Origin of the sequence: Rahnella selenatireducens, from assembly GCF_046449555.1 — a bacterium.
GTDB classification, from domain to species: Bacteria; Pseudomonadota; Gammaproteobacteria; order Enterobacterales; family Enterobacteriaceae; genus Rahnella; species Rahnella selenatireducens.
The window spans coordinates 40,145-60,299 of the sequence record NZ_JBKEZJ010000019.1 but is presented as its reverse complement, the minus strand read 5'-3'; the positions used below and the strand labels follow the sequence as shown (position 1 = coordinate 60,299).

Genomic DNA, 20,155 nt, shown 5'->3' with positions numbered 1-20,155 from the left:
TGAAGCCGTCCACACAACCTTTTATGAACAAGTGAAGTCTCAATGAGTATGACTATGAACACCTCAAAAAAACCTATGAAAATCGCCCTGAGCATCATCGCTCTGATACTGACAGCCCAGCAGGCGCATGCCGCCATTGCACTGGACAGGACACGCGTAATTTTCAACGCCGGGCCGAAATCCATCTCATTAGGTATCAGCAACCAGAATAAATCCCTGCCTTATCTGGCGCAGGCGTGGCTGGAAGATGCCGACGGTAAAAAAATCGAATCCCCGGTTACCGCTTTGCCGCCGTTGCAACGCGTGGAACCCGGAGCCAAAGGGCAGGTGAAGATCCAGGCCACCGACAGTCTCGGTGCGCTGCCGCAGGACCGGGAATCGTTATTTTATTTCAACGTGCGTGAGATCCCGCCCAAAAGCAACAAGCCGAACACACTTCAGCTGGCGCTCCAGACCCGGATAAAAATGTTCTACCGTCCGGAAGCGCTGGAAATTAAGCAGGGTGAAGATAATAACGCGCAGAAGAAACTGACGCTGACCCGGCAGGGTGACAGTTATCAGCTGACTAACCCAACGCCGTATTTTGTGACAATTGTTGCCGCGTCTGCCGCGGAAAAAGGCAACTCAGTTGACGGTTTTAAGCCAGTGATGGTGAACCCTAAAAGCAGTATTGCGCTGGGGGTATCCGGCAGTGTGCTCGGCAGCCATCCGGTGCTGACGTTTGTGAATGATTTTGGCGGACGTCCAAAGCTCAACTTCAGCTGCAACGGCAGCACCTGTGCGGTCAGTAGTATCACCGCAGGCTGATGAACGGGCAGTGTGCAGGCAAAAAGGAGAAGGTGATGAGCAGACGAAAACAGGTGATGTGGTACCTGGCAAGTGGGTTATTGACGGGCGTAATGCTCTGGTCGGCCAGTTGTGCCGCGACAGATGACTGGAACGTTAGCGGAGAAAATGGGGATCTGCAAATCCACGGCTCGCTAAGGGAAGCCCCCTGTCTGCTGGATATGCGTTCAGAGTTTCAGGACGTAAAAATGGACAGCTCAGCACTTGCCAGTCTCCACAATACGGGCGATACCGGCCAGCCAGTGCGGGTCACCTTTCGTTTGCTGGGCTGCTTTGCGGCGCGCGGATCAGCAAAAGACATGCCTGTCGTGACTTTTATGTCTGCGGCTGATCCCGATGAACCGACATTGCTGCAAATGAGCGGTGTCTCCGGTGTGGGTTTACGGATCCTGGATAAGCAAGGGCGACAAATCATACCCGGCGAGCGCCATCAGCCGCAGTTCAGTATCGCCGGTGGCAATACGCTGGTTTACGACGTGATCCCGGTACGCACCCGCGCACCGCTGACGACAGGTCGTTTTCAGGTCACGGTGGATTTTCGGATGAATTATGAATAAGTACACATTAGGCATTTTTGTCGCCGCCGCTACTCTGCTGGCCTCTGCTTCCAACGTCCAGGCCGCCCCCGGAAATGCCGGAGATGTCAACTCGATGGACATCAATATCACCGGTACGGTAGTGGCTAATGGCTCCTGTACCTTTAACCAAGGGGGGACGTTGCAAGTCGATTTTGGTGAAGTGAAGCTGTTGAACTCAGGCAGCAATACGGTTGAGCTTTCCGGGAATTACAGCAAATCACTGGTCAGCGACTTCTTCTGCGACGGAGATACAGCGGGTTTACTGCAAATGAAGTTCACCTCGACATCCGGCAGCTACGGAACCTATCAGGGGGCGCAGGTGCTCGAAGCGGATAAAGACATTATTGGTATTGAACTCCTGGTGAATGGTGAGCCACAGAGTATGGGGGAGTGGTTCACGATAGATCAGACTATGGCTCCGAATCTGAAAGCACAGCTTGTTCAGCTGAATACGACCACCAGCGGAACTCTGGTCAGCGGTGATGTATTCAGCGCTGCCGGTACGCTGACAATGGCGTTTAACTGAGGTGCGCGTGATGAAGAAAAGGGTGGTGTTATACCTGCTGGCGGCATTGCTGATGCAGTCGACACGCGCAGCACAAACCGGTGACAGCGTGAACTACAACTTTAAAGGACATTTTCTCGTGTTATCGCCCTGCATTATCAGCGATGACAAAGTGCTGGATATTGCCTTTAACACCGTCGGAGTAAAAAAAGTGGATGGCATTAACTACAGACAAGTTATTCCTTACACGGTGGAATGCAAAGGTGAGCCGGATAACACCGCGCTGAATCTGACGGTAGCTGGCACTGCGGAGAATTTTGATGCCGCGGCCGTGACGACGAACGCAGCGGGTCTCGGAATACAGATTCAGGCCGACGGGCAGCCGCTTAAACTCAACACGCCGCTGGCCACCACGCTGGGTGCACTGAGTTCTCTGGTGTTAACGGCGGTACCGGTCAAAGACCCGGCAACAGAACTGACCGCACAGGGCTTCACCGCCACGGCAACGCTGAAGGTGGATTACCAATGAAAGGTCCGATGAAAAGCTTGGTTTGTCGCAGCTTTGCCGGGGTTACTTTGCTGACCGGCATAATGTTTTTCGCGCCAGTGAATGCGGCGGAAAATAACCTGAAATTCAGCGGTACATTGGTCAGTGACCCGTGTGAACTGGATCCGGGCACCAGTGAACTCACGGTGGACTTTGGCACGGTGATAAAAAAAGGGTTGTACCTGCATCAGCGCACAAACGCGAAACCCTTCACGATCAACCTGATTGAGTGCGACACCGCGCAGGGCAACGAAGTCACCATTACGTTCAGTGGTACGGAAAGCACCGCGCTACCGGGTGCGCTGGCGGTAACCGGTACGGAGGGTATTGCGATAGGCCTTGAGAACACCAACGGCGCGCCGCAGGCATTTAACCAACCGACGCCTGTTTACACGCTGGCAAGCGGCACCAACAGTTTCACGCTCCAGGCGTATGTGGCAGGGGAACCTGATGCCATTCAGGCGCAGTCGATCACGACGGGTGATTTCAGCGCCACGGCCACCTTTGAAATGGCATACCCATAGTTATACGGTTGAAAATATATGAGAGATAAAATGATAAGGCTGGCGAAATCAACTGACATATTCAGATGTTTTGTCTTGTTACTTCTGGTTCTTATGTGCGGCAGTTTTAGCGGTCCGTGCGGGGCTGTAATTTCAGGGGCTCATGGTTTTTTATACAATACAAGTAACGGGAACTTTATGTGTGGACAGTCAACTCCTATGCCTAGCACCGCGACGAGTGGGGTTTTAAAAGCAAATTTGTGTACCTTGACCACTGATTCCACAGCATATGTTCCACACTCTGGAAATTACAAAGTGGAATTATATCTGGATGAGGCTGATGTATATGCATTAAGCTCCGCCGCCTATTTTGATGAATCGAATCCAATAAATGAACAAAATGTGACAGTTCATGGCAGTGATGTTGTAGTTCCTTATTATCCAGGACGTATTCAGTCCTGCTACTTTCTTGTTGATGAGTCAGGCAATAAATTCCTTATTCCACTGGCTGATACCGCGGGGGCAACCTGTAATAGCGTAGCTCCTCCTTTACCGCCAACGCCGCCTGCACCGGAAACTGCCTGCTCAATTAATAACGGTAATGCCCTTAACGTAAATCTGGGGCAAGTTGACCGCGCCCAATTGCCTACGGTTGCGGGTTCTGGCTCGATACGACATATTCCTGTCAGTGTGGATTGCACGGGTGGCGTTGACGTCGATGTAAATCTTCAGCTTTCCTATACGCCTGTTACAATGGATGCGGCACAAGTTATTAAGTCAACCTCTAACGGGCTCGGCATTGCGGTTATATACGAGGGTAAAACGCTGTCAAATAGCGATGTCACGCCTGTAACTTTCTTGAGTGGGAGCAACTCTCTTGACCTCGGCTTTAAAGCGGTGCGCGATGCCACCGTTGAAATAAAAGATATTCCAACCGGCGCATTCACTGCAAGTGCGGTGCTGGTAATGACGCAGCAATAGCGATGAATTTAATTTGTAATCATTACTGTTAATTCCCCGGGGAAATATGTCAGCGTTGTTTTTATTTTCGTCACGGGCCAATACTCGTATTAATGCCGGCGTTTCATTACTGCTATTTATCTGGTTTTGTGGCGGCCTGAATTGTGTATTACCCAATCACGGCGGGGCAGGGCTTTCGCTGCCGCAAAATTTACTGGCCTGGGCCGTAATGGCAATCATTGCGCTGTGGTGCATTTATCACCTGACGAAACGGTGTACCGCCGCAGGCAAAATAACGCTTCCGCCGGGCACCTGCCTGGTCATGGGCGGCGTCGTGCTCTGGTCAATACCGTTGCTGTGGTCACCCCGCGCTGACTGGCAATTAAATGCTCTGCCGAAAGTTCTTGCGCTATGGGGAATGGCTGCATTTTATGTGCTCTTACTGGGCACCACGTCATGCCGGCGATTGCGTTCACGCTGGTTAACCCTTCTGGTCATCGCGGCGCTGATACAGGCTTTTGATGCGCTGTGGCAGCTTAAAGACTTTGCCGAATTACCGCGTGGACGGCCTTACGGCAGTTTTCAACAAACCAATGTGCTCGCCTCATTTTTAGCGACCGGACTGGCCTGTGCGTTATGGCTTTTCTTACAGCAGGGCAAGCGGCTGACGCGCGTCATGTGCGGCACCGCGCTTTTTGCTCTCCCCGCAGTCATGGTATTTTTACAAAGTCGGGCAGGGAATATCGGGGCTATTCTCGCTACGGTTCTTTTGCTTTCGCTGACATTCGCACAAAAGAAAAAGCAGTCTTTGCTGGCCGTTTTGATCATGGCGGCGGGGGCAGGAACGGGGCTTTTCTGGCTTTACAACGGACACCTTTTTTTTCCTTTTTTCACGCCAGCAATAAAAGAAAGCTCCACGCTTTCCCGCTGGAATATGCTGAAACTGACAGGGCAGATGATCCTCTTGCATCCGTTGGCGGGTAACGGATACGGCGGCTTCGAATCGGTGTATGGCGCGCTGGCAAAAGTGACAGGAACCGGACTGGATAACGACACCATTCAGTATCCGCACAACGAGTTTTTATATGCCTGGGCCGAGGGCGGATTACCAGCGGTATTCGGGATCCTGCTCATGGTTGCTGGTGTCTTTAAACGCTTATGGGCACAGGGTGGCACACGTCTTGTTGGCGTGGCGCTGTTGTTGCCCATCGCCGTACACATGAATCTTGAATACCCGTTGTACCAGTCTGCGACGCACGGGCTGACGATCATAATGTTGCTGGTAGTGTGCGGTAGTTCAGCCGAAAGTCTTAAAGACGAAAGGCAAAAACTGTCCACTTTATGGCGCAGTACGTTGATGCTAATCCCGGTTGGGGTATTGATCTTTATGCTCACCGGCCTCCAGACCCAGCAGCAATTAACCCTCATTGAACAACAGGGATTATTGCCTTTCGTTTTCAGCGAGCAAAGCGTGATGGATTCGTTACTGAACCCCTACAGCCAGCATGATCGGGTTGATTTCGACCAACATATTGCCCTGTTAGTGAGATTTAACCAGACGAAGGATCCCGCCTTGCTGGAATCATTCAGTCGCTGGGCCGAAGTGTATCTACAGGTGCATAACGACCCCGCTGTTTATGCCAGCTTATTGATGATTGCGCGAGCACAGGGCTTTCCGTCAGCGGAACGTATTTGCCAGGAAGCGAAAGCGCGCTGGGCCTCAGACCCGCGTTTTATTTGCGAAAAATAACACTGTGGCATCCCCCAGGCTGTAAAATATTTTGCAGTCTATTATTGGACAGAGGATTTATTGAGTACGGGGTATTTTTGTCGATAATTGGGCGTCCATTATCAGAGCGCCAAGTATGAATAACATCAGTATCGAAAGTGATAATCATTTTGTGAAGGAAGCCATAAAGAGCATTATTAATGAATCCGTTTTTTTATCAAACAGGGGACAGACTATATCTGTATTCTTTTTTGAAAAAAAATGGCTAGCCAGGGATGAGTTCCATTCCTTATTAATGTGCCAGTCGGACAGGGTGTTGGTTATCGGTTCGGATGTCGTACTATCATTTATTGAAAAAATATTCTGATTAAAAATCTTTGCCTTTTATCCAGTAAAGCAGGTCTTTACACCCTGCGTATGGGGCTTAAAAATTTCTTTAATGGAATTTATTCGGGGGTGTTGAAATATCCGAATCCATTGGAGGATGCCTGTAAAATGAGTGGTAAAGCCAAAAGGATTATATCGTTATATCTGGAAGGGATTTCTATGACTAAAATTTCAGAATTGGAAAGAATGAATTCCAAAACGTTATATGCATACAAGGCAAATGCGATGGAAGAGAAGGGCTTGATCTCTTTATTAAGCCTGGTGAACCATTGGAAAATGGTGCATCTGTCCGAGCTTTATCTGGAAAACTTCACCATCGTGAAGGGTCAAAAAAACGAGGTTAAAAAACCGTACGCCACGCCTTATGCTTATCAGACTTTGTAAAATTAAAAGCCCAATTTCTAAGGGTGGCAGATGAATATCGTCTAAATTGATGGCGTTTACCGAAAGAGTCATGTTGACCGGCAGTGTGATCTCAGTTCGCTGAGTCTGAAAATAGATTCGTTCGGTGAGCGAATCAGCCTGGTAGTGAAATGCACAATGCCAGACGTTGTGCATCTTTACTCTCCATCTGTTGTTTCCCGTCAAAAGGTCCGACAACGCCCACCGGCTGGCAAAATGTTGCTGAAACTGTTTCGTAATGTCTGGCATTCCGCGCAGGATAAGGACGTTTTCACTGCTGACCTCTTCTGCCGTTTCCGAGTAATTGAATGAACCGGTTTCTACGGCGTCACCGGCTCCCAGCTGACCAGAACGGCGACTTCATCGGGTTTACCAATGAATTTACTGAGTGTTGCGGTGTGCCCGTCACGCATCATCACGGAGACGGCAACGCCAGTGACGCCGTGCGTCAGAGGGGTTTCCTCGACCCGTTGCAACATTTTCAGGCAGGTATATTGCTGCTCAGGGGGTAAATGTCTGAACTGATCGGTGTGATGTTTCTTCATACTGTTGTCCTGCCGTAAATCTGCCCGTTACGCATTAGCACCACTTTGTGCGTGCGCTTATAGTAGATCGCCGTAAAAATGCCTTTGCGGTAAACCTGAGCATCCGCGTTATCTTCATCCAGTGCTGCCGCAGTACTTTCGATGTATCCCTGTTTATCTCCGGGAAAGATTTTGATATCAATGCCTTTGATTCGAACATGCACGACGCGTTTGGCGGTCTGCGCATATTGTTTCGCCGCATTTTCCATCGCCTGTTTCATGGCGGTATTCTGGATCGCCGTCTGACGGTTCTGTTCCACGATATAACACGCGTCTTTGGAAACCCCCTGCGCCTGGCAATCGGCCATCCGGGAGGCCTGAGTTGAACATCCGGCGATGAAAATCAGTGTGGTGAATACGAAAATTCTTTTCATAAAATGACCGTTAATTTGTGTTGGTTGAATGCCGTGGCTGACGTTTGCCAGCCACGGATAATTAAGGGCTTACCAGCCCACGCTTACGCCCGCGCCGTAACCGACATTGTCCTGTGTGTCATCGGAAACCGACACCTTGACGATCGTCGCCTGCCCGGCATGGAACGAAGCGCCGACGGAAAGGGCATTTTCAGAGTCGTAGCCACCGACACCCGCGCCGACAGCAAATTGCTGGGATTCCTGAACCTGCGGAATATTGGCCTGAGCCATTGCGGAGGCAGAACCTGCGGCGGCTTCTTTTTTGTTGTCATCAACTTCAGATTTTAAGGTGCTGAATTTCTGGTTGGTGTAGGACTCCGAATCAGACAGAACTTTTTTATCGGCCTGATAACGTGCTCGGGACTCTGACAACACTTCGGCATGGTTCTGTTCGGCTTCTGCATTCAGCGTCGTGATTTGCGCATCGTAATAGGCGGAGCGAACTTGTTGCTGAACGACCGGCTGCTGAGCAGGGGTCGCGGTGAGCTTCGCAATGGTCTGATGATCAGCCGCCTGCTGAGTGATCAGCGCGTGAACCTCTGCATTTGTTGCGGCGGCATTCATTTTGGCTAGACGAGCAGTGTCTTGCTGAACAATCGGGATCGATGCCTGCATTGTTGAAGCAGTTTGAGCAGCATCGTGTGCTGCAACCATCCCCTGAATGCGATTCGACTGACGGATGTTTTCGCGGGCATTTGCGCCGTCGATATCATTTTGAGCCGTTTCTGTGGCTTTGTCCTGACGCTCATCAGTCGCCTGCTGTTTTACTTTGCCATCTGCAATGGCATCTTGATTGGCCTTAATTAACCCGGATTGTATAAAGTTTCCTTTTAGCGCAGCGGTGGCATTAATGCTGGCATGCGTTGCAGTCGCTTGAGCCGCTTTAGTTGCAGCATCCTGTTCAGCGTTTTTGGCTGCATTGTTATCAATATCCACTTGCGCAACCATGAGGGCATGGTGGTTAGCATCAATCTTGTTGTTAGACCAGTTAACATCATGCTGAAGGGAAGACAGTGAATTATCCTGCGATGCTTCGTGAGTTTGTGCTGCTTTCAATGCGGCGAAATGCGCTTTCAATTCTGCCTGAGAAGGGACGTTTGTAGGTGCAGCAAGGACGTCAACATTTGAAGCTGAAACAGGAGCCGCAGTGACAGCCGCAGCCACAACAGCGACCGCCGTCAAAGCACGGCGAATGGTCGAAGCCGACACCCCGAAGTAACGCGCCAATTCCGATTTGTTATGATTTCCTGCGACGTAAGCATTAACGATCTGAGTGTTGCGGTCTGTTGCCTGAGCTTTCATGAGTTTTTTCCGACATTGAAATAAGTTTCTAATAGCGACAAATAATTGCGTTAACAGAACGCTATTTTTGTCTCCTTACGAAAAGCATACATACGATGAATGTGACTTGTTTCACACATTCACGGTCGTTTGACTTATGTCAAGAAACGTAAAGTTAAACCGCTACATGAAATTGTTTCACTTAGCGCGCTTATTTGTAGCTATCAGACACTATTTTGTGCCTCTAAAGGGGTAGGAATTAGGATTTTTCGTAGCGAATAGCGACGTTATGAAATCCCTACGGGATTCCTGTACAATGCGTGAGGTTTTAGAAATTGGAGATAAGGCTATGGCAGATAACGCAAATGAGTTTTTGGACTACGTTCAGCGGTTGAATATCGATCAGCCTGCATTGTGTATCCTGCTTGGGTTGCCGCGCAGTACGTTAAATAAGTGGATCAACGGGACAGTGACGCAAATTCCTCAGGTTGCCGTGACGGCGGTGAGAATGTTGTGGTTCATGCGAGAAAGTGATCAAGCGCTGTTCGAAAAGTGGGCGATGGTGCAGGATTTTGGAGTGACAGCGGAGTATGCGGTGAACGATAAAGCCCAGGTGTTTCTGCATACCATTAAGCGTGAGCCGAGCGTGCCGATCAAAAGATTGCTGAGCAAATAGTTCTTACGCGTGGGTGTAAAAGGGCGCTAAAAATCCGTTAAAAAAGGCGATAAACCTGCTGAGGTTTATCGCCTTTTTTATCATTTGTTTCTCAGGTCAATAAACTTTTCGATCAGACAACCACGTCGAAAATCATCTTAACGGGTTCGATATTGGTGAAGTTCGCCACGTCTGCCACAAAGTCAGCGGCGTTGTCTTTCATGCCCTGTTCGAAATCTTCCATCGAGTTGCAGTAAATGTGGCATGCCGCGATAAACGGAGCGTCTGCCGGGGCATTTTCAGGGATTTTGTCGATGGCATAAGAATGGCAAAACGCCCCCATGCGGCTTTTAATCAGCGGCAAATGCACGTCGCGGTAATAGGCATGATCAAAGGTTCCGTTTTTGATGTTTGGGTATAGCACACTGTATTTAATCAATTTTTGTCACCTTCGGTTTTAATATAACTCTTCACAGTAATCGTCAAAACAATCGTCAAAACAGAAAAGGAGTCTAGCGCACGGTCTGCGCCTGTGCCGCGCCTTTTGTGCCCGATAACGTCTGAATTTCGCGATGTACTACGCTTAGACGATGGCATTTTAAAAGGACGAAACATGGGTTTTTTGGGATGGACCGCCGCAGTCGGCGGATTATTGTTAATTATGTCTCTGGCATCGGGCTGGATTTCCCGCGGACCAGTGACGACTTTTGGACTGTATCTGGCGGCGGGCGTGGTCTGCGGCCCGTGGGTTCTGGATTTACTGCACGTGGATCTGGTGGCGTATTCAACGCTGACCGCGCGGTTTACCGAAATCGCGATGGCGGCTTCACTCTTTATTACCGGCCTCAAGCTCCGGTTGCCTTTCCGCTCGCAAAGCTGGCGCGTCGGCGCGGTACTGGCGTTCCCGGCGATGTTGCTGACGGTGTTGTGCGTAACGGTAATCACACATTACATCACCGGAATGTCCTGGCCGCTGGCGCTGGCGCTGGGGGCGATAATCGCCCCGACGGATCCGGTTCTGGCGAGCATGATTGCGGTCAACGATGCGAACGATGACGATGGCCTGCGCGTCGCGTTGTCGAGCGAAGCAGGGATGAACGACGGCTCGGCGCTGCCCGTTCTGATGCTGGCGTTGATGTTGTTTACCGCGCACGAAGGGTTGTCGTCTGAAGCTATCTGGCACTGGGCGTGGCGCGATGTCGTCTGGGCGCTGCTTGGCGGGCTGGGTATCGGTTTCGCGATGGGGAAACTGGTCGGACTGAGCGCCACACGTTTTCACAGCCGACAGCGTACGGTTGCACCGAGCGATTTTCTGGCGCTGGCACTGATTGCGCTGAGTTATGCCGCTGCGCAAAGTCTGGATGCATCCGGTTTTCTGGCGGCGTTCGCGGCGGGCGTCGGTTTGCGCAGCGCTGAGGTGCGCGTGGTATCGCTGCATCCGCCGGAAGATCTGGAGGAAGGGCGGCGGCCACCGCCAGCCGAAGGTATGGTGAACCCGCATCAGCGTCACAGTATGCAGGCAGAAAAGCCGCGAAATTCTATCGGGCTGATGGTAGGCGATGCGCTGTCATTCGGGGACACCATCGAGCGGTTGTTTGCTGCCGGAATTGTGATGGTGCTGGGGATTACGCTGGCGGAACACTGGGAGCCGATGGGCCTGCTGATCGCCGCCATACTGTTTATCGTTATCCGCCCGCTGGTTGTCTATATCACAACGCTGGGCATCCGCGTGCCACACGGACGACGGCTGATGATTGGCTGGTTTGGCATCCGCGGGATTGGCAGTATGAATTACATCGCTTATGCGTGGACGCACGGACTGCACGGCGCGGATGCCAATTACATGACTAACATTGCCTTTACGGTGATTGTTGCCAGCGTGGTTATTCACGGACTGACGGTGTCGCCGGTGCTGCACTGGCGTCAGGCGAGGCAGGCGGCGAGGGTGCAAAAAGAATAACAGAAGAGGTATAAATGAAAACGGACGCTCAGGGCGTCCGTTTTTACAGGTGTTTCTGCAATGATATTGCCGTTAGGCAATCTGCTTTTTGCCGAGACTGAGCATAAACAGCACGGCGGCGGAAAGCACCACGGAAGGGCCTGCCGGTGTGTCGTAGAAAGCCGAAAACGTCAGACCCGCAGTGACGGCGATAATGCCAATCACAATGGCGACTGACGCCATCTGTTCCGGCGTTTTTGCAAAACGGCGTGCCGTGGCGGCAGGAATAATCAGCAACGACGTGATGATCAGCGCACCGACAAATTTCATCGCCAGACCGATAGTCAGCGCCGTGACCAGCATCAGAATGATCCGCGAACGTTGCAGGTTTACGCCATCAACATGCGCCAGTTCCGGGCTGATGGTCATGGAAAGTAACGCCCGCCACTGCCAGCACAGCACCGCAATCACGATGGTAACGCCGACGGCAATCATCCAGATATCGCTGTACGTCACCGAGAGTAAATCACCGAACAGATACGCCATCAGATCGACGCGAACGCCGGACATCAGGCTGACCACCACCAGGCCGAGTGATAATGCGCTGTGCGCCATAATCCCCAGCAGGGTATCGACGGCCAGATGCGGTTTGCGTTCCAGCGCCACCAGTAAAACCGCCAGCAGCAAAGTCACGGCGATGACGGTGTAAAACGGATTGACGTTAAGCAACAGGCCAAACGCGACGCCGAGCAGGGAGGCGTGAGCCAGCGTATCGCCGAAATAGGACATACGGCGCCAGACGACAAAAGAGCCGAGCGGACCGGCGGCAATCGCCAGCAAAACCCCGGCGATCCAGCCGGGTAATAACAGCGCGATCATGCGTCACGACCTCCGGTATTGCGCAAAATAATCTTCCCTTTTAAGTCGTGGCGATGATTATGATTGTGACGGTAAATTGCCAGTTGCTCCGCGCCCCGGTTGCCAAACATGGCAATAAATTCAGGGTGCGTGGACACCACTTCTGGCGAGCCGGAACAGCAAATATGCTGATTCAGACACAGAACTTCGTCGGTTTTCGCCATCACCAGATGCAGATCGTGCGACACCATCAGGACGGCGCAGCCCAGTTCGCAGCGCAGGTTGTCGATGAGGTTGTACAGCGCGACCTGACCGTTGACGTCCACACCTTGCGTCGGTTCATCAAGCACCAGAAGTTGCGGGCTGTTCAGTAGCGCACGCGCCAGCAAAACGCGCTGGTTTTCACCGCCGGACAGTTTTTGCATCGGCTGGTCGAGAAGATGCGCCGCCTGAACACGTTTCAGCGCAGGCAAAATGTCGCTTTTTTTTACGCCGGGTTTCAGGCGCATAAACCTGCTGACGGTCAGCGGCATTGTCGGATCAAGGTGAATTTTTTGCGGAACGTAGCCGATGCGTAAACCCGGCTCGCAGGTCATCTTGCCTTCGGTTGGCGCAATCAGGCCAAGCACAACGCGCACTAACGTTGATTTCCCTGCGCCGTTCGGGCCAAGCAGGGTCAGTATTTTGCCCGGTTGCAGGTTCAGCGAGATGTTGGACAGCACGCGGCGAGAACCGAAAGTTACCGAGATATTTTGAAGCGTAGCTAATGTGGGCATGTCATTGGGTCTTGCAGAACAAATCGGATGTTATAATATTGCGTTTCGCGAAAAATAACCAGTTTTCACCCAACACGAAGATGAGTTCACCCCGCATGATACAGAAAAAAAGCGTTAAACGGATGTTACTGGCAGCCGCAATCCTCAGTTCCGGTGCGGTTTTCAGCATTCAGGCTGCCGTTCTGGCCTCCGTTCGTCCGCTGGGCTTTATTGCCGCTGCTATTGCCGACGGCGTAATGCCGACCGAAGTATTATTGCCGGATGGCGCGTCGCCGCATGATTTTGCGCTGCGACCTTCGGATATCCAGCGTATGCGAACTGCGGATCTGGTGGTGTGGGTGGGGCCTGAAATGGAAGCCTTTATGACCAAATCGGCTGCCCAGTTGCCGCCGAACCGTCAGGTGGAAATCGCCGCACTTCCGGCGGTGAAACCGATGCTGATCAAAGGCAGCGATGATGATGAACATGACCACGATCACGACGACGGCGATCATCATCACGGCGAATATAATATGCACGTCTGGCTGTCGCCGGAAATCGCCCGTGAGACCGCGATTGTTATCCATAACAAGCTCGTGCAGCTCGTGCCGCAGAAAAAGCAACAATTAGATGAAAATTTGTCGCATTTTGAAGAGACCTTGACAAAAGCTGACAAAAACCTTGGTAATATTCTGCAACCTGTTCAGGGTAAGGGATATTTTGTTTTTCACGATGCCTACGGCTACTTTGAAAAACACTTCGGCCTTTCGCCACTTGGTCACTTCACGATCAATCCCGAAATACAACCTGGCGCACAGCGTTTACATCTCATTCGAACACAGTTGGTTGAGCAAAAAGCGACCTGCGTTTTTGCTGAGCCACAATTCAGGCCGGCCGTCATAACGGCTGTTGCCCAGGGAACAAAAGTGCGTATGGGCACATTGGATCCGCTGGGGAGCGGCATTGAACTGGGCGCGGACAGCTACGTGAACTTCCTGTCACAGCTGACGAACCAGTATCTGAGCTGCCTGAAGTAAGCTAAAAGGACAGAATTTAAGTGCAGCTGATAGCCCGATCTATCGCTCTGGCGTATAGCAACCTTCCACGGCCCCACCGCATTATGCTGGGGTCGCTGACCGTCGTCACACTGGCCGTCGCCGTCTGGAAGCCGTTAGCCTATCACCCGGACAATGACCTTTCCGATACCAAACCGCTGGTTAAAAACATTACGTTAGACAACCAGCAATTGCGTTCACTTCTTCCCGAAGCCAGCGAACCCATTGATCAGTCGCCTCCGGCTGACGATGATATTCCTCAGGACGATCTGGACGATAAAACCGCAAACGAAGCGGGCGTTCATGAATACGTGGTTTCTACCGGCGATACCCTCAGCAGCATTCTGAATCAGTACGGCATTGATATGTCAGAAATTGCTGCGCTTTCGGACGCTAACCGTGATTTGCGTAACCTGAAAATCGGCCAGCAATTGTCATGGACGTTAAACGATGCGGGCGATTTACAGCGACTGACGTGGGAGAAATCCCGCCGCGAAACGTACACGTTTGACCGTTCCGGCAATACCTTCAAATCTTCACTGGAAACCCTGAAAGGCGAGTGGAAAGACTCGGTTATTAAAGGGACGCTGAATGGCAGTTTCGTGACCAGCGCCAAAGCGGCGGGACTCACCAGCGGTGAAGTCAGTGCGGTTATCAAAGCGCTCCAGTGGCAGCTCGATTTCCGTAAATTACAGAAAGGCGATGATTTCGCGGTGCTGATGTCCCACGAAGTGCTGGAAGGGAAAAACGAGCAGAGCGAATTGCAGGCTGTGCATATGCGCTCCGGTGGCAAAGATTATTACGCCGTGCGTGCGGAAGACGGTAAATTCTACGACCGCACCGGCAGCGGGCTGGCGAAAGGTTTTCTGCGTTTCCCGACCGGAAAACAGTATCGCGTTTCCTCAAACTTCAACCCGCGTCGTCTGAATCCGGTCACGGGCCGCGTCGCGCCACACCGTGGTGTTGATTTCGCGGTGCCGGTCGGTACGCCGGTGCTTGCGGTGGGCGACGGCGAAGTCGTGGTCGCGAAAAACGGCGGTGCGGCCGGTAACTATGTTGCCATCCGTCATGGTCGTCAGTACATGACCCGTTATATGCACCTGCGTAAACTGCTGGTGAAACCGGGTCAGAAAGTGAAACGTGGCGACCGCATTGCGCTTTCCGGTAACACCGGCCGTTCAACCGGCCCGCATCTGCATTTCGAAATGTGGATTAACCAGCTGGCCGTCAATCCTCTGACCGCCAAACTGCCTCGTACCGAAGGGCTGACAGGTAAAGATCGCAGTACTTATCTGGCAACCGTCCGCGAAGTCGTCCCTCAACTGAAGCTGGATTAAACCTCAGGTTTTACTGATTCGCTGCCGTGATTTATTGCAAAATAACTCACGGCACTTATCATTAAGCCAGAATTTGTCATAAGAGCCTGAGCATGCAGCCAGAAAAAGAAAAACGATCATCCGTAGAATTCATTCCGCAATTTCAGAAAGCCTTTTACCATCCACGCTACTGGGGTGTCTGGCTAGGCGTCGGGGCGATGGCCGGTATGGCTTATCTGCCTGCGAAAGTCCGTGATCCGATTTTAGGCAGTCTGGGCCGTCTGGCCGGAAAGTTTGCCAAAGGCGCACGTCGTCGCGCGCAAATCAATCTGTTGTATTGCCTGCCCGAAACGTCAGAAGCAGAGCGCGAACACATTATTGATGAGATGTTTGCCACCGCGCCGCAGTCGATGGTGATGATGGCGGAACTGGCACTCCGTGACCCCAAAAAAATCACGCAGCGCATCCACTGGCACGGCAAGGAGATTGTCGACCAGATGCAGCGCGACGGCAAAAATGTGATTTTTTTGGTGCCACACGGCTGGGCTGTGGATATCCCGGCGATGCTGATGGCGGCCAGCGGGCAGCCTATGGCAGCCATGTTTCATAACCAGAAAAACCCGCTGACGGATTATCTGTGGAACAGCGTGCGTCGCCGCTATGGCGGGCGTTTGCATGCCCGAAATGACGGGATCAAACCGTTCATCAGCTCCGTGCGTCAGGGATATTGGGGATATTATCTGCCGGATCAGGATCACGGTGCGGAACACAGCGAATTCGTCGATTTCTTCGCCACCTACAAAGCGACATTACCTGCAGTGGGGCGCCTGATGAAAGTTTGTCGCGCGCAGATTGTGCCGCTTTTCCCGGTGTATAACGGCAAAGAGCAGCGTCTGGATATTTTTGTACGGCCACCGATGGACGATTTGGCGACGGCTGACGACAATCAGATTGCGCGCCGTATGAATGAAGAAGTGGAATTACTGGTCGGGCCGAATCCTGAGCAATACACCTGGATCCTCAAATTGCTGAAAACACGCAAACCGGGTGAACCAGAGCCGTATTCCCGCAAAGAGCTTTTCCCGAAAAAGTAATTATTAAACATCGTATGAAGCAAAGAGGCTGAGCGTAAAACTCAGCCTCTTTTGCATTTGCTATCCCGCTTTTATAGCGCGTTTCAGAAACAGCGCAATCAGCAGTGTTCCCGCCGTACCGAACAGCAAACCGGCCAACATGAAAATGCCGTATCCCTGTGCGAAATAAAGTTGTTTCGCCAGTTCAATCCCTGACGCAAAAACCACGATGGTGATCAGCCCGAGCGCTGCCGCCACGGTACCTTTTCCCGTCGGACTGGAGAACAGCGTCAGCCGGTAAAGCCCGGCATTCACCAGCCCGGTTCCCAGCGCATACAGGCTCAGCCCCGCCGTTATCCAGTACCATGCCTGCACCTTAAACAACGCCGCATAAGCGCTGATGCAAAGCCCGAGAACAATCGGCAAAATTCCCAGCCAGATCGGCGTGCGGATATTCACTTTGCCACTGAGTTTACTCAACGCAACGTTGCCGATGATAAGCCCGGTGAATACCGGAACCTGCAGCCAGCCGTATTGTAACGGCGTCATTCCGGCATCCTGAATCAGCAGAACCGGCGACTGCGCAACCCAGGCCAGCAACGGCAAGGTGATCAGTCCGATAGACAACGAACCGGTCACCACGCCCACATTGCTGAAGACTTCGCGGTAATCCGCCAGTAAGCGGCGCATCGAGAAACGGCCGTCACGACCCGACGCCGTTTCCGGCATGCTGCGCCACAGCCCCCAGAATGACAGCGCCGAAATCAGCGCAAACAGCGCAAACATTGCTTTCCACGGCGCGTAGTGAATGAACGCCGCACCCGCCAGCGGCCCGAGCAGCGGGGCGATCAGCGTGATGTTGGCCATCAGCGCCATCAGCTTTACGCTCAGGGCTTCGCTGAACGCTTCCTGAATGGCGGCGTAACCCACCGCGCCGATAAAGCACAGGCTCATACCCTGTAAAAATCGCATCAGAATAAATTGTTCGATACTTTGCGTGAATACCGTCAGAAAGCTGGTGACGGTAAAAAAGGCCACGCCCGTCAGCAAAACAGGCCTGCGCCCCAGCCGGTCAGAGAGCGGCCCGAGCAGCCATTGCAGAAGAATTCCGCCACAGAGATAAGCGGTCAGCGAGGTGGAAACCCAGTCGGCGCTGGCGCTGAAATCACTGATCACCTGCAACATGCCCGGCTGAATCATATCGTGAGCGATATAGGTGGCGAATTCGAACATCACCAGCGACAGCGGAAACAGCCACTGACGCCGGCTCAGGTGAGAGGCGGGTTCAGAAACGGACGACATAACAAGACTTCTCCATTGCTCAAAATCAGAAAAGCGCGACCCTCTCAGGCCGCGCTAAAAAACATGTTTACGTGCGGGACTTAGTATTTATTGGCGTAGGCCGCAATCGGGTTTTCCAGCATTCCTGCAAACTTGAGGTTTTGCGCCGGATCCGACAGGTTGATCATCTGCTGGTTATTCGCCAGTTGCAGACGGTTCAGGCAGGAATGCGTGAACTCCGCGCCAAACATGTCGTAACGGGCAAATTTCTCTGCTAATTCCGGATACTTAATCTGATAATCGCGAACGACTTCCGCCACCACCTGCCAGAACTGACCCGCCGGATAATTGCCGCTTTCTTCCAGAATGCGGGCGATAAAGCGGAACACACCGGCAAACACGTCGGTGAAGATCGACAGGATTTTGAGATCTTCCGGCACGTCAACCGCCAGTCGTTTGGCTTTTTCCGGCAGATGCGCATCCGGGTTCATCACGGCAATTTCTTCCGCGATATCCTTCATGAATGCGTTAACCGGAATGTTATTTTCGAAACGCAGGATCAGGTTTTCACCGTGCGGCATGAACACCAGATCGTACTGATAGAAGCAGTGCAGCAGCGGGCTGAGGTAGGCGTGCATGTAACGCTTGAGCCAGTCGCCGGTCGCCAGACCCGAGGATTTGATCATCTCAACAATCAGGGCATCACCGTGTTTGTCGGTATGTAAAAGTGCGGCCATGGTCATCAGACGTTGGTTCGGTTGCAGTTGTGCCACCGGGTTCTGCCGCCACAATGCGGCAAACATTTTCTTGTACGCGCTGTCGCCCTTAATCGCCTCTTCGAAATAGTGGTTGTGATAACCCAGTGAAGCCACTTCCTGAAGAATGCTGAAACCGGTGGATTGCAGGTACGAATCGTTTTCGACCAGTTCCGCCAGCCATTCGTTGATGCCCGGCGTGGTCGCCATGTAATACGGTGAAAGTCCGCGCATGAAGCCCATATTCAGAATCGACAGCGCGGTTTTCACGTAGCGGGCTTTCGGACGGCTGGCGTTATAGAAGGTGCGGATTGACTGCTGCGCGAGATAGTTATCCTCGCCCTCACCGAGATAAATCAGGAACTGGCGGGCGATGTCCGGCGCAAATACCGTCAGTAATTTATTCTGCCACTGCCACGGATGAACCGGCATGAAGTAGTAGTTTTTCGGATCCACACCTTTATCGACCAGACGCTGCGTGAACGCGCATATTTGCGCATCGCCCAGTTCTTCGGCGATCAGCTTTTCGTACGGCAAACCTTCCACGCTGGCGAAATGGGCTTTGTCGTGATGCACCGCGACCCAGACCAGTTGCAGCGGATTTGCCGCTTCCGGCGCATAACGCACGTAGTCACCGGCATCAAAGCCGATGCGGCCATTGTTGGCGATAAAGCTCGGATGGCCTTCGGTCATGCTGGTTTCCACGGTCTGGAAATCAGCTTCAGAAAGTTGTTTTGCGGTCGTGTGGTTGTTCGCCAGTTTGTACGCGCTGCTGTAAAGCGTGCTGCTGATTTCTTCCATGTAGGTCGGCAACATCGCCTGAGAAATGCCAATTTGACCGGCAAATTCAATGATGAATTTCAGCGCATCCAGCGGTTGCTGCGTGAAGTTATCCAGACGCTGAATGCTGTCGAGATCAATCATCCAGTCGTTCAGCGGTAACTGACGCGCACGGAAGCGGTATTCAATTTCGGAGGCCGGAACGGTCAGTTGATAATAGGTCCAGGTGCCGCTGTTTTGCAGCGCGACTGGCTCGAGCAGGCGTTCGTGCGTCAGCTCAGAAAGGCATTTACGTAACAGCAGAGCATTGGCTTTCGCCCAGATTTCCGGTTGCAGATGCTGGCCGGATTGCAGCTGAGATGAAGTCATGGTGTTTTTTTCCTTCTGGCGGGCCTGCAAAAAATCTTCGCGCTGGCAGAAAGCCAGCCATGCGGTTTTATGCGTCAATTGAATTTGTTTCTGATAGCGGAAACCTGCGCGCTTATTCAGTTTGTGGATCTTTTCGTTACGCACGTCCGGCTCAACCACCACGCGTTCTACGTCAGGCTGGCTGAAAAGATATTCCATCACGGCTGAAAAGACCTGCCAGCTGAAACCGGAAACGGGCTTATCCGCCGGAGACAGCAAAATGTGCATGCCCATATCGCCGGGCTGAACATCGTAGTGATCGCGCAGCGGATCGTCCTGCACCGGATAGCATTCGATCAGAAAACGCGGCTGCCCGTCGATTTCGCCTATCAGCGCGGCCAGTGGTTTTCCGGCGGTCAGGTCGCGGTAGAAAACATCTACGTCGGCCACGCTGCTATTCTGCATTCCCCAGAAATGCGCGTAAGGCTGCGTCATCCACGCATGCAGGATGGCTGCGTCTTTTGCCAGATGCAGCGGGCGTAATGTCAGCTGCCCGGCGTCACGATGGCAGGTGAACAGGGGAGCAGGTATAAGTTCAGACATGG

General features: G+C 52.3%; 21 protein-coding genes. 13 read left to right on the top strand and 8 right to left on the bottom strand.

Going from position 1 to position 20,155, the window contains the following annotated elements; all coding sequences use genetic code 11:
* Positions 1-54: 54 nt before the first annotated feature.
* The 8 genes from ACLBVC_RS22150 to ACLBVC_RS22115 all read left to right on the top strand — a co-directional run bounded on the left by ACLBVC_RS22150 (position 55) and on the right by ACLBVC_RS22115 (position 6,439).
* A complete protein-coding gene (locus ACLBVC_RS22150; protein WP_410151420.1) occupies positions 55-807 on the top strand; it encodes a fimbria/pilus periplasmic chaperone in 753 nt (250 codons plus the stop codon).
* Between the two features lie 35 nt (positions 808-842).
* Positions 843-1,403 carry a fimbrial protein gene (locus ACLBVC_RS22145; protein WP_410151419.1) on the top strand — a complete coding sequence of 187 codons (561 nt, stop codon included), beginning with the start codon at positions 843-845 and terminating at the stop codon, positions 1,401-1,403.
* Positions 1,396-1,950, top strand: coding sequence for a fimbrial protein (locus tag ACLBVC_RS22140; protein WP_410151418.1), 555 nt, complete (start codon positions 1,396-1,398; stop codon positions 1,948-1,950). The genes ACLBVC_RS22145 and ACLBVC_RS22140 overlap by 8 nt, the downstream gene beginning before the upstream one ends.
* Before the next feature lie 10 nt (positions 1,951-1,960).
* Entirely contained in the window at positions 1,961-2,458 is a 498-nt protein-coding gene (locus ACLBVC_RS22135) for a fimbrial protein (protein ID WP_410151417.1), read from the top strand.
* 8 nt (positions 2,459-2,466) lie between these two features.
* Positions 2,467-3,000 carry a fimbrial protein gene (locus tag ACLBVC_RS22130; protein ID WP_410151416.1) on the top strand — a complete coding sequence of 178 codons (534 nt, stop codon included), beginning with the start codon at positions 2,467-2,469 and terminating at the stop codon, positions 2,998-3,000.
* Between the two features lie 294 nt (positions 3,001-3,294).
* Positions 3,295-3,960 carry a fimbrial protein gene (locus ACLBVC_RS22125; protein WP_410151415.1) on the top strand — a complete coding sequence of 222 codons (666 nt, stop codon included), beginning with the start codon at positions 3,295-3,297 and terminating at the stop codon, positions 3,958-3,960.
* 46 nt (positions 3,961-4,006) lie between these two features.
* On the top strand, positions 4,007-5,689 hold the full coding sequence (locus ACLBVC_RS22120) for a PglL family O-oligosaccharyltransferase (RefSeq protein ID WP_410151414.1): 1,683 nt from the start codon (positions 4,007-4,009) through the stop codon (positions 5,687-5,689).
* A gap of 525 nt (positions 5,690-6,214) precedes the next feature.
* A complete protein-coding gene (locus ACLBVC_RS22115; protein WP_410151413.1) occupies positions 6,215-6,439 on the top strand; it encodes a hypothetical protein in 225 nt (74 codons plus the stop codon).
* 338 nt (positions 6,440-6,777) lie between these two features.
* Here ACLBVC_RS22115 and ACLBVC_RS22110 read toward each other — a convergent pair whose 3' ends face one another.
* The 3 genes from ACLBVC_RS22110 to ACLBVC_RS22100 form a co-directional block, all read right to left on the bottom strand.
* Positions 6,778-7,002, bottom strand: a complete 225-nt coding sequence (locus ACLBVC_RS22110; protein WP_410151412.1) for a hypothetical protein — start codon at positions 7,000-7,002, stop codon at positions 6,778-6,780.
* Entirely contained in the window at positions 6,999-7,415 is a 417-nt protein-coding gene (locus ACLBVC_RS22105) for a hypothetical protein (RefSeq protein WP_410151411.1), read from the bottom strand. Before ACLBVC_RS22105 ends, ACLBVC_RS22110 begins: the two co-directional genes overlap by 4 nt.
* A 69-nt stretch (positions 7,416-7,484) precedes the next feature.
* Positions 7,485-8,756, bottom strand: a complete 1,272-nt coding sequence (locus ACLBVC_RS22100) for a YadA C-terminal domain-containing protein (protein ID WP_410151410.1) — start codon at positions 8,754-8,756, stop codon at positions 7,485-7,487.
* 328 nt (positions 8,757-9,084) lie between these two features.
* Between ACLBVC_RS22100 and ACLBVC_RS22095 the strand changes: the two genes are divergently transcribed.
* Positions 9,085-9,411, top strand: coding sequence for a hypothetical protein (locus ACLBVC_RS22095; RefSeq protein WP_410151409.1), 327 nt, complete (start codon positions 9,085-9,087; stop codon positions 9,409-9,411).
* 112 nt (positions 9,412-9,523) lie between these two features.
* Here the strand turns inward: ACLBVC_RS22095 and ACLBVC_RS22090 are convergent, their stop codons facing one another.
* Entirely contained in the window at positions 9,524-9,829 is a 306-nt protein-coding gene (locus ACLBVC_RS22090) for an EthD family reductase (protein WP_410151408.1), read from the bottom strand.
* A 174-nt stretch (positions 9,830-10,003) separates the two neighbouring features.
* Between ACLBVC_RS22090 and ACLBVC_RS22085 the strand changes: the two genes are divergently transcribed.
* Entirely contained in the window at positions 10,004-11,350 is a 1,347-nt protein-coding gene (locus ACLBVC_RS22085) for a cation:proton antiporter (RefSeq protein WP_410151407.1), read from the top strand.
* A gap of 72 nt (positions 11,351-11,422) precedes the next feature.
* On the opposite strand, the gene znuB is transcribed toward ACLBVC_RS22085, so the two are convergent.
* The gene (gene znuB, locus ACLBVC_RS22080) at positions 11,423-12,208 is read right to left on the bottom strand and encodes a zinc ABC transporter permease subunit ZnuB (protein ID WP_218522360.1); all 786 of its coding nucleotides are present in this window, start codon (positions 12,206-12,208) and stop codon (positions 11,423-11,425) included.
* Positions 12,205-12,963 carry a zinc ABC transporter ATP-binding protein ZnuC gene (znuC, locus tag ACLBVC_RS22075; protein ID WP_410151406.1) on the bottom strand — a complete coding sequence of 253 codons (759 nt, stop codon included), beginning with the start codon at positions 12,961-12,963 and terminating at the stop codon, positions 12,205-12,207. Before znuC ends, znuB begins: the two co-directional genes overlap by 4 nt.
* Positions 12,964-13,058: 95 nt before the next feature.
* Between znuC and znuA the strand changes: the two genes are divergently transcribed.
* From znuA to lpxM, 3 genes are all read left to right on the top strand, one after another.
* Positions 13,059-13,979 carry a zinc ABC transporter substrate-binding protein ZnuA gene (gene znuA, locus ACLBVC_RS22070; RefSeq protein ID WP_410151405.1) on the top strand — a complete coding sequence of 307 codons (921 nt, stop codon included), beginning with the start codon at positions 13,059-13,061 and terminating at the stop codon, positions 13,977-13,979.
* Positions 13,980-13,999: 20 nt separating this feature from the next.
* A complete protein-coding gene (mepM, locus tag ACLBVC_RS22065; RefSeq protein WP_165057806.1) occupies positions 14,000-15,334 on the top strand; it encodes a murein DD-endopeptidase MepM in 1,335 nt (444 codons plus the stop codon).
* Between the two features lie 92 nt (positions 15,335-15,426).
* Positions 15,427-16,407 (top strand): lauroyl-Kdo(2)-lipid IV(A) myristoyltransferase, encoded by a 981-nt coding sequence (lpxM, locus tag ACLBVC_RS22060; RefSeq protein WP_410151404.1) that lies wholly within the window; start codon positions 15,427-15,429, stop codon positions 16,405-16,407.
* A gap of 60 nt (positions 16,408-16,467) precedes the next feature.
* On the opposite strand, the gene ACLBVC_RS22055 is transcribed toward lpxM, so the two are convergent.
* Positions 16,468-17,688: an MFS transporter gene (locus ACLBVC_RS22055; RefSeq protein WP_410151403.1), complete on the bottom strand. Its 1,221-nt coding sequence runs from the start codon at positions 17,686-17,688 to the stop codon at positions 16,468-16,470.
* An 80-nt stretch (positions 17,689-17,768) separates the two neighbouring features.
* Entirely contained in the window at positions 17,769-20,153 is a 2,385-nt protein-coding gene (locus ACLBVC_RS22050; RefSeq protein ID WP_410151402.1) for a GNAT family N-acetyltransferase, read from the bottom strand.
* Positions 20,154-20,155 lie beyond the last annotated feature (2 nt).

Bases quoted from the DNA above. Each gene is read 5' to 3' on its own strand.
- znuC (WP_410151406.1), bottom strand. From the start codon at position 12,963: ATGCCCACATTAGCTACGCTTCAAAATATCTCGGTAACTTTCGGTTCT.
- znuA (WP_410151405.1), top strand. From the start codon at position 13,059: ATGATACAGAAAAAAAGCGTTAAACGGATGTTACTGGCAGCCGCAATC.
- ACLBVC_RS22055 (WP_410151403.1), bottom strand. From the start codon at position 17,688: ATGTCGTCCGTTTCTGAACCCGCCTCTCACCTGAGCCGGCGTCAGTGG.
- lpxM (WP_410151404.1), top strand. From the start codon at position 15,427: ATGCAGCCAGAAAAAGAAAAACGATCATCCGTAGAATTCATTCCGCAA.
- ACLBVC_RS22105 (WP_410151411.1), bottom strand. From the start codon at position 7,415: ATGAAAAGAATTTTCGTATTCACCACACTGATTTTCATCGCCGGATGT.
- znuB (WP_218522360.1), bottom strand. From the start codon at position 12,208: ATGATCGCGCTGTTATTACCCGGCTGGATCGCCGGGGTTTTGCTGGCG.
- ACLBVC_RS22050 (WP_410151402.1), bottom strand. From the start codon at position 20,153: ATGTCTGAACTTATACCTGCTCCCCTGTTCACCTGCCATCGTGACGCC.
- ACLBVC_RS22140 (WP_410151418.1), top strand. From the start codon at position 1,396: ATGAATAAGTACACATTAGGCATTTTTGTCGCCGCCGCTACTCTGCTG.
- ACLBVC_RS22095 (WP_410151409.1), top strand. From the start codon at position 9,085: ATGGCAGATAACGCAAATGAGTTTTTGGACTACGTTCAGCGGTTGAAT.
- ACLBVC_RS22130 (WP_410151416.1), top strand. From the start codon at position 2,467: ATGAAAAGCTTGGTTTGTCGCAGCTTTGCCGGGGTTACTTTGCTGACC.
- ACLBVC_RS22120 (WP_410151414.1), top strand. From the start codon at position 4,007: ATGTCAGCGTTGTTTTTATTTTCGTCACGGGCCAATACTCGTATTAAT.
- ACLBVC_RS22100 (WP_410151410.1), bottom strand. From the start codon at position 8,756: ATGAAAGCTCAGGCAACAGACCGCAACACTCAGATCGTTAATGCTTAC.
- ACLBVC_RS22150 (WP_410151420.1), top strand. From the start codon at position 55: ATGAACACCTCAAAAAAACCTATGAAAATCGCCCTGAGCATCATCGCT.
- ACLBVC_RS22135 (WP_410151417.1), top strand. From the start codon at position 1,961: ATGAAGAAAAGGGTGGTGTTATACCTGCTGGCGGCATTGCTGATGCAG.
- ACLBVC_RS22145 (WP_410151419.1), top strand. From the start codon at position 843: ATGAGCAGACGAAAACAGGTGATGTGGTACCTGGCAAGTGGGTTATTG.
- ACLBVC_RS22085 (WP_410151407.1), top strand. From the start codon at position 10,004: ATGGGTTTTTTGGGATGGACCGCCGCAGTCGGCGGATTATTGTTAATT.
- ACLBVC_RS22115 (WP_410151413.1), top strand. From the start codon at position 6,215: ATGACTAAAATTTCAGAATTGGAAAGAATGAATTCCAAAACGTTATAT.
- ACLBVC_RS22110 (WP_410151412.1), bottom strand. From the start codon at position 7,002: ATGAAGAAACATCACACCGATCAGTTCAGACATTTACCCCCTGAGCAG.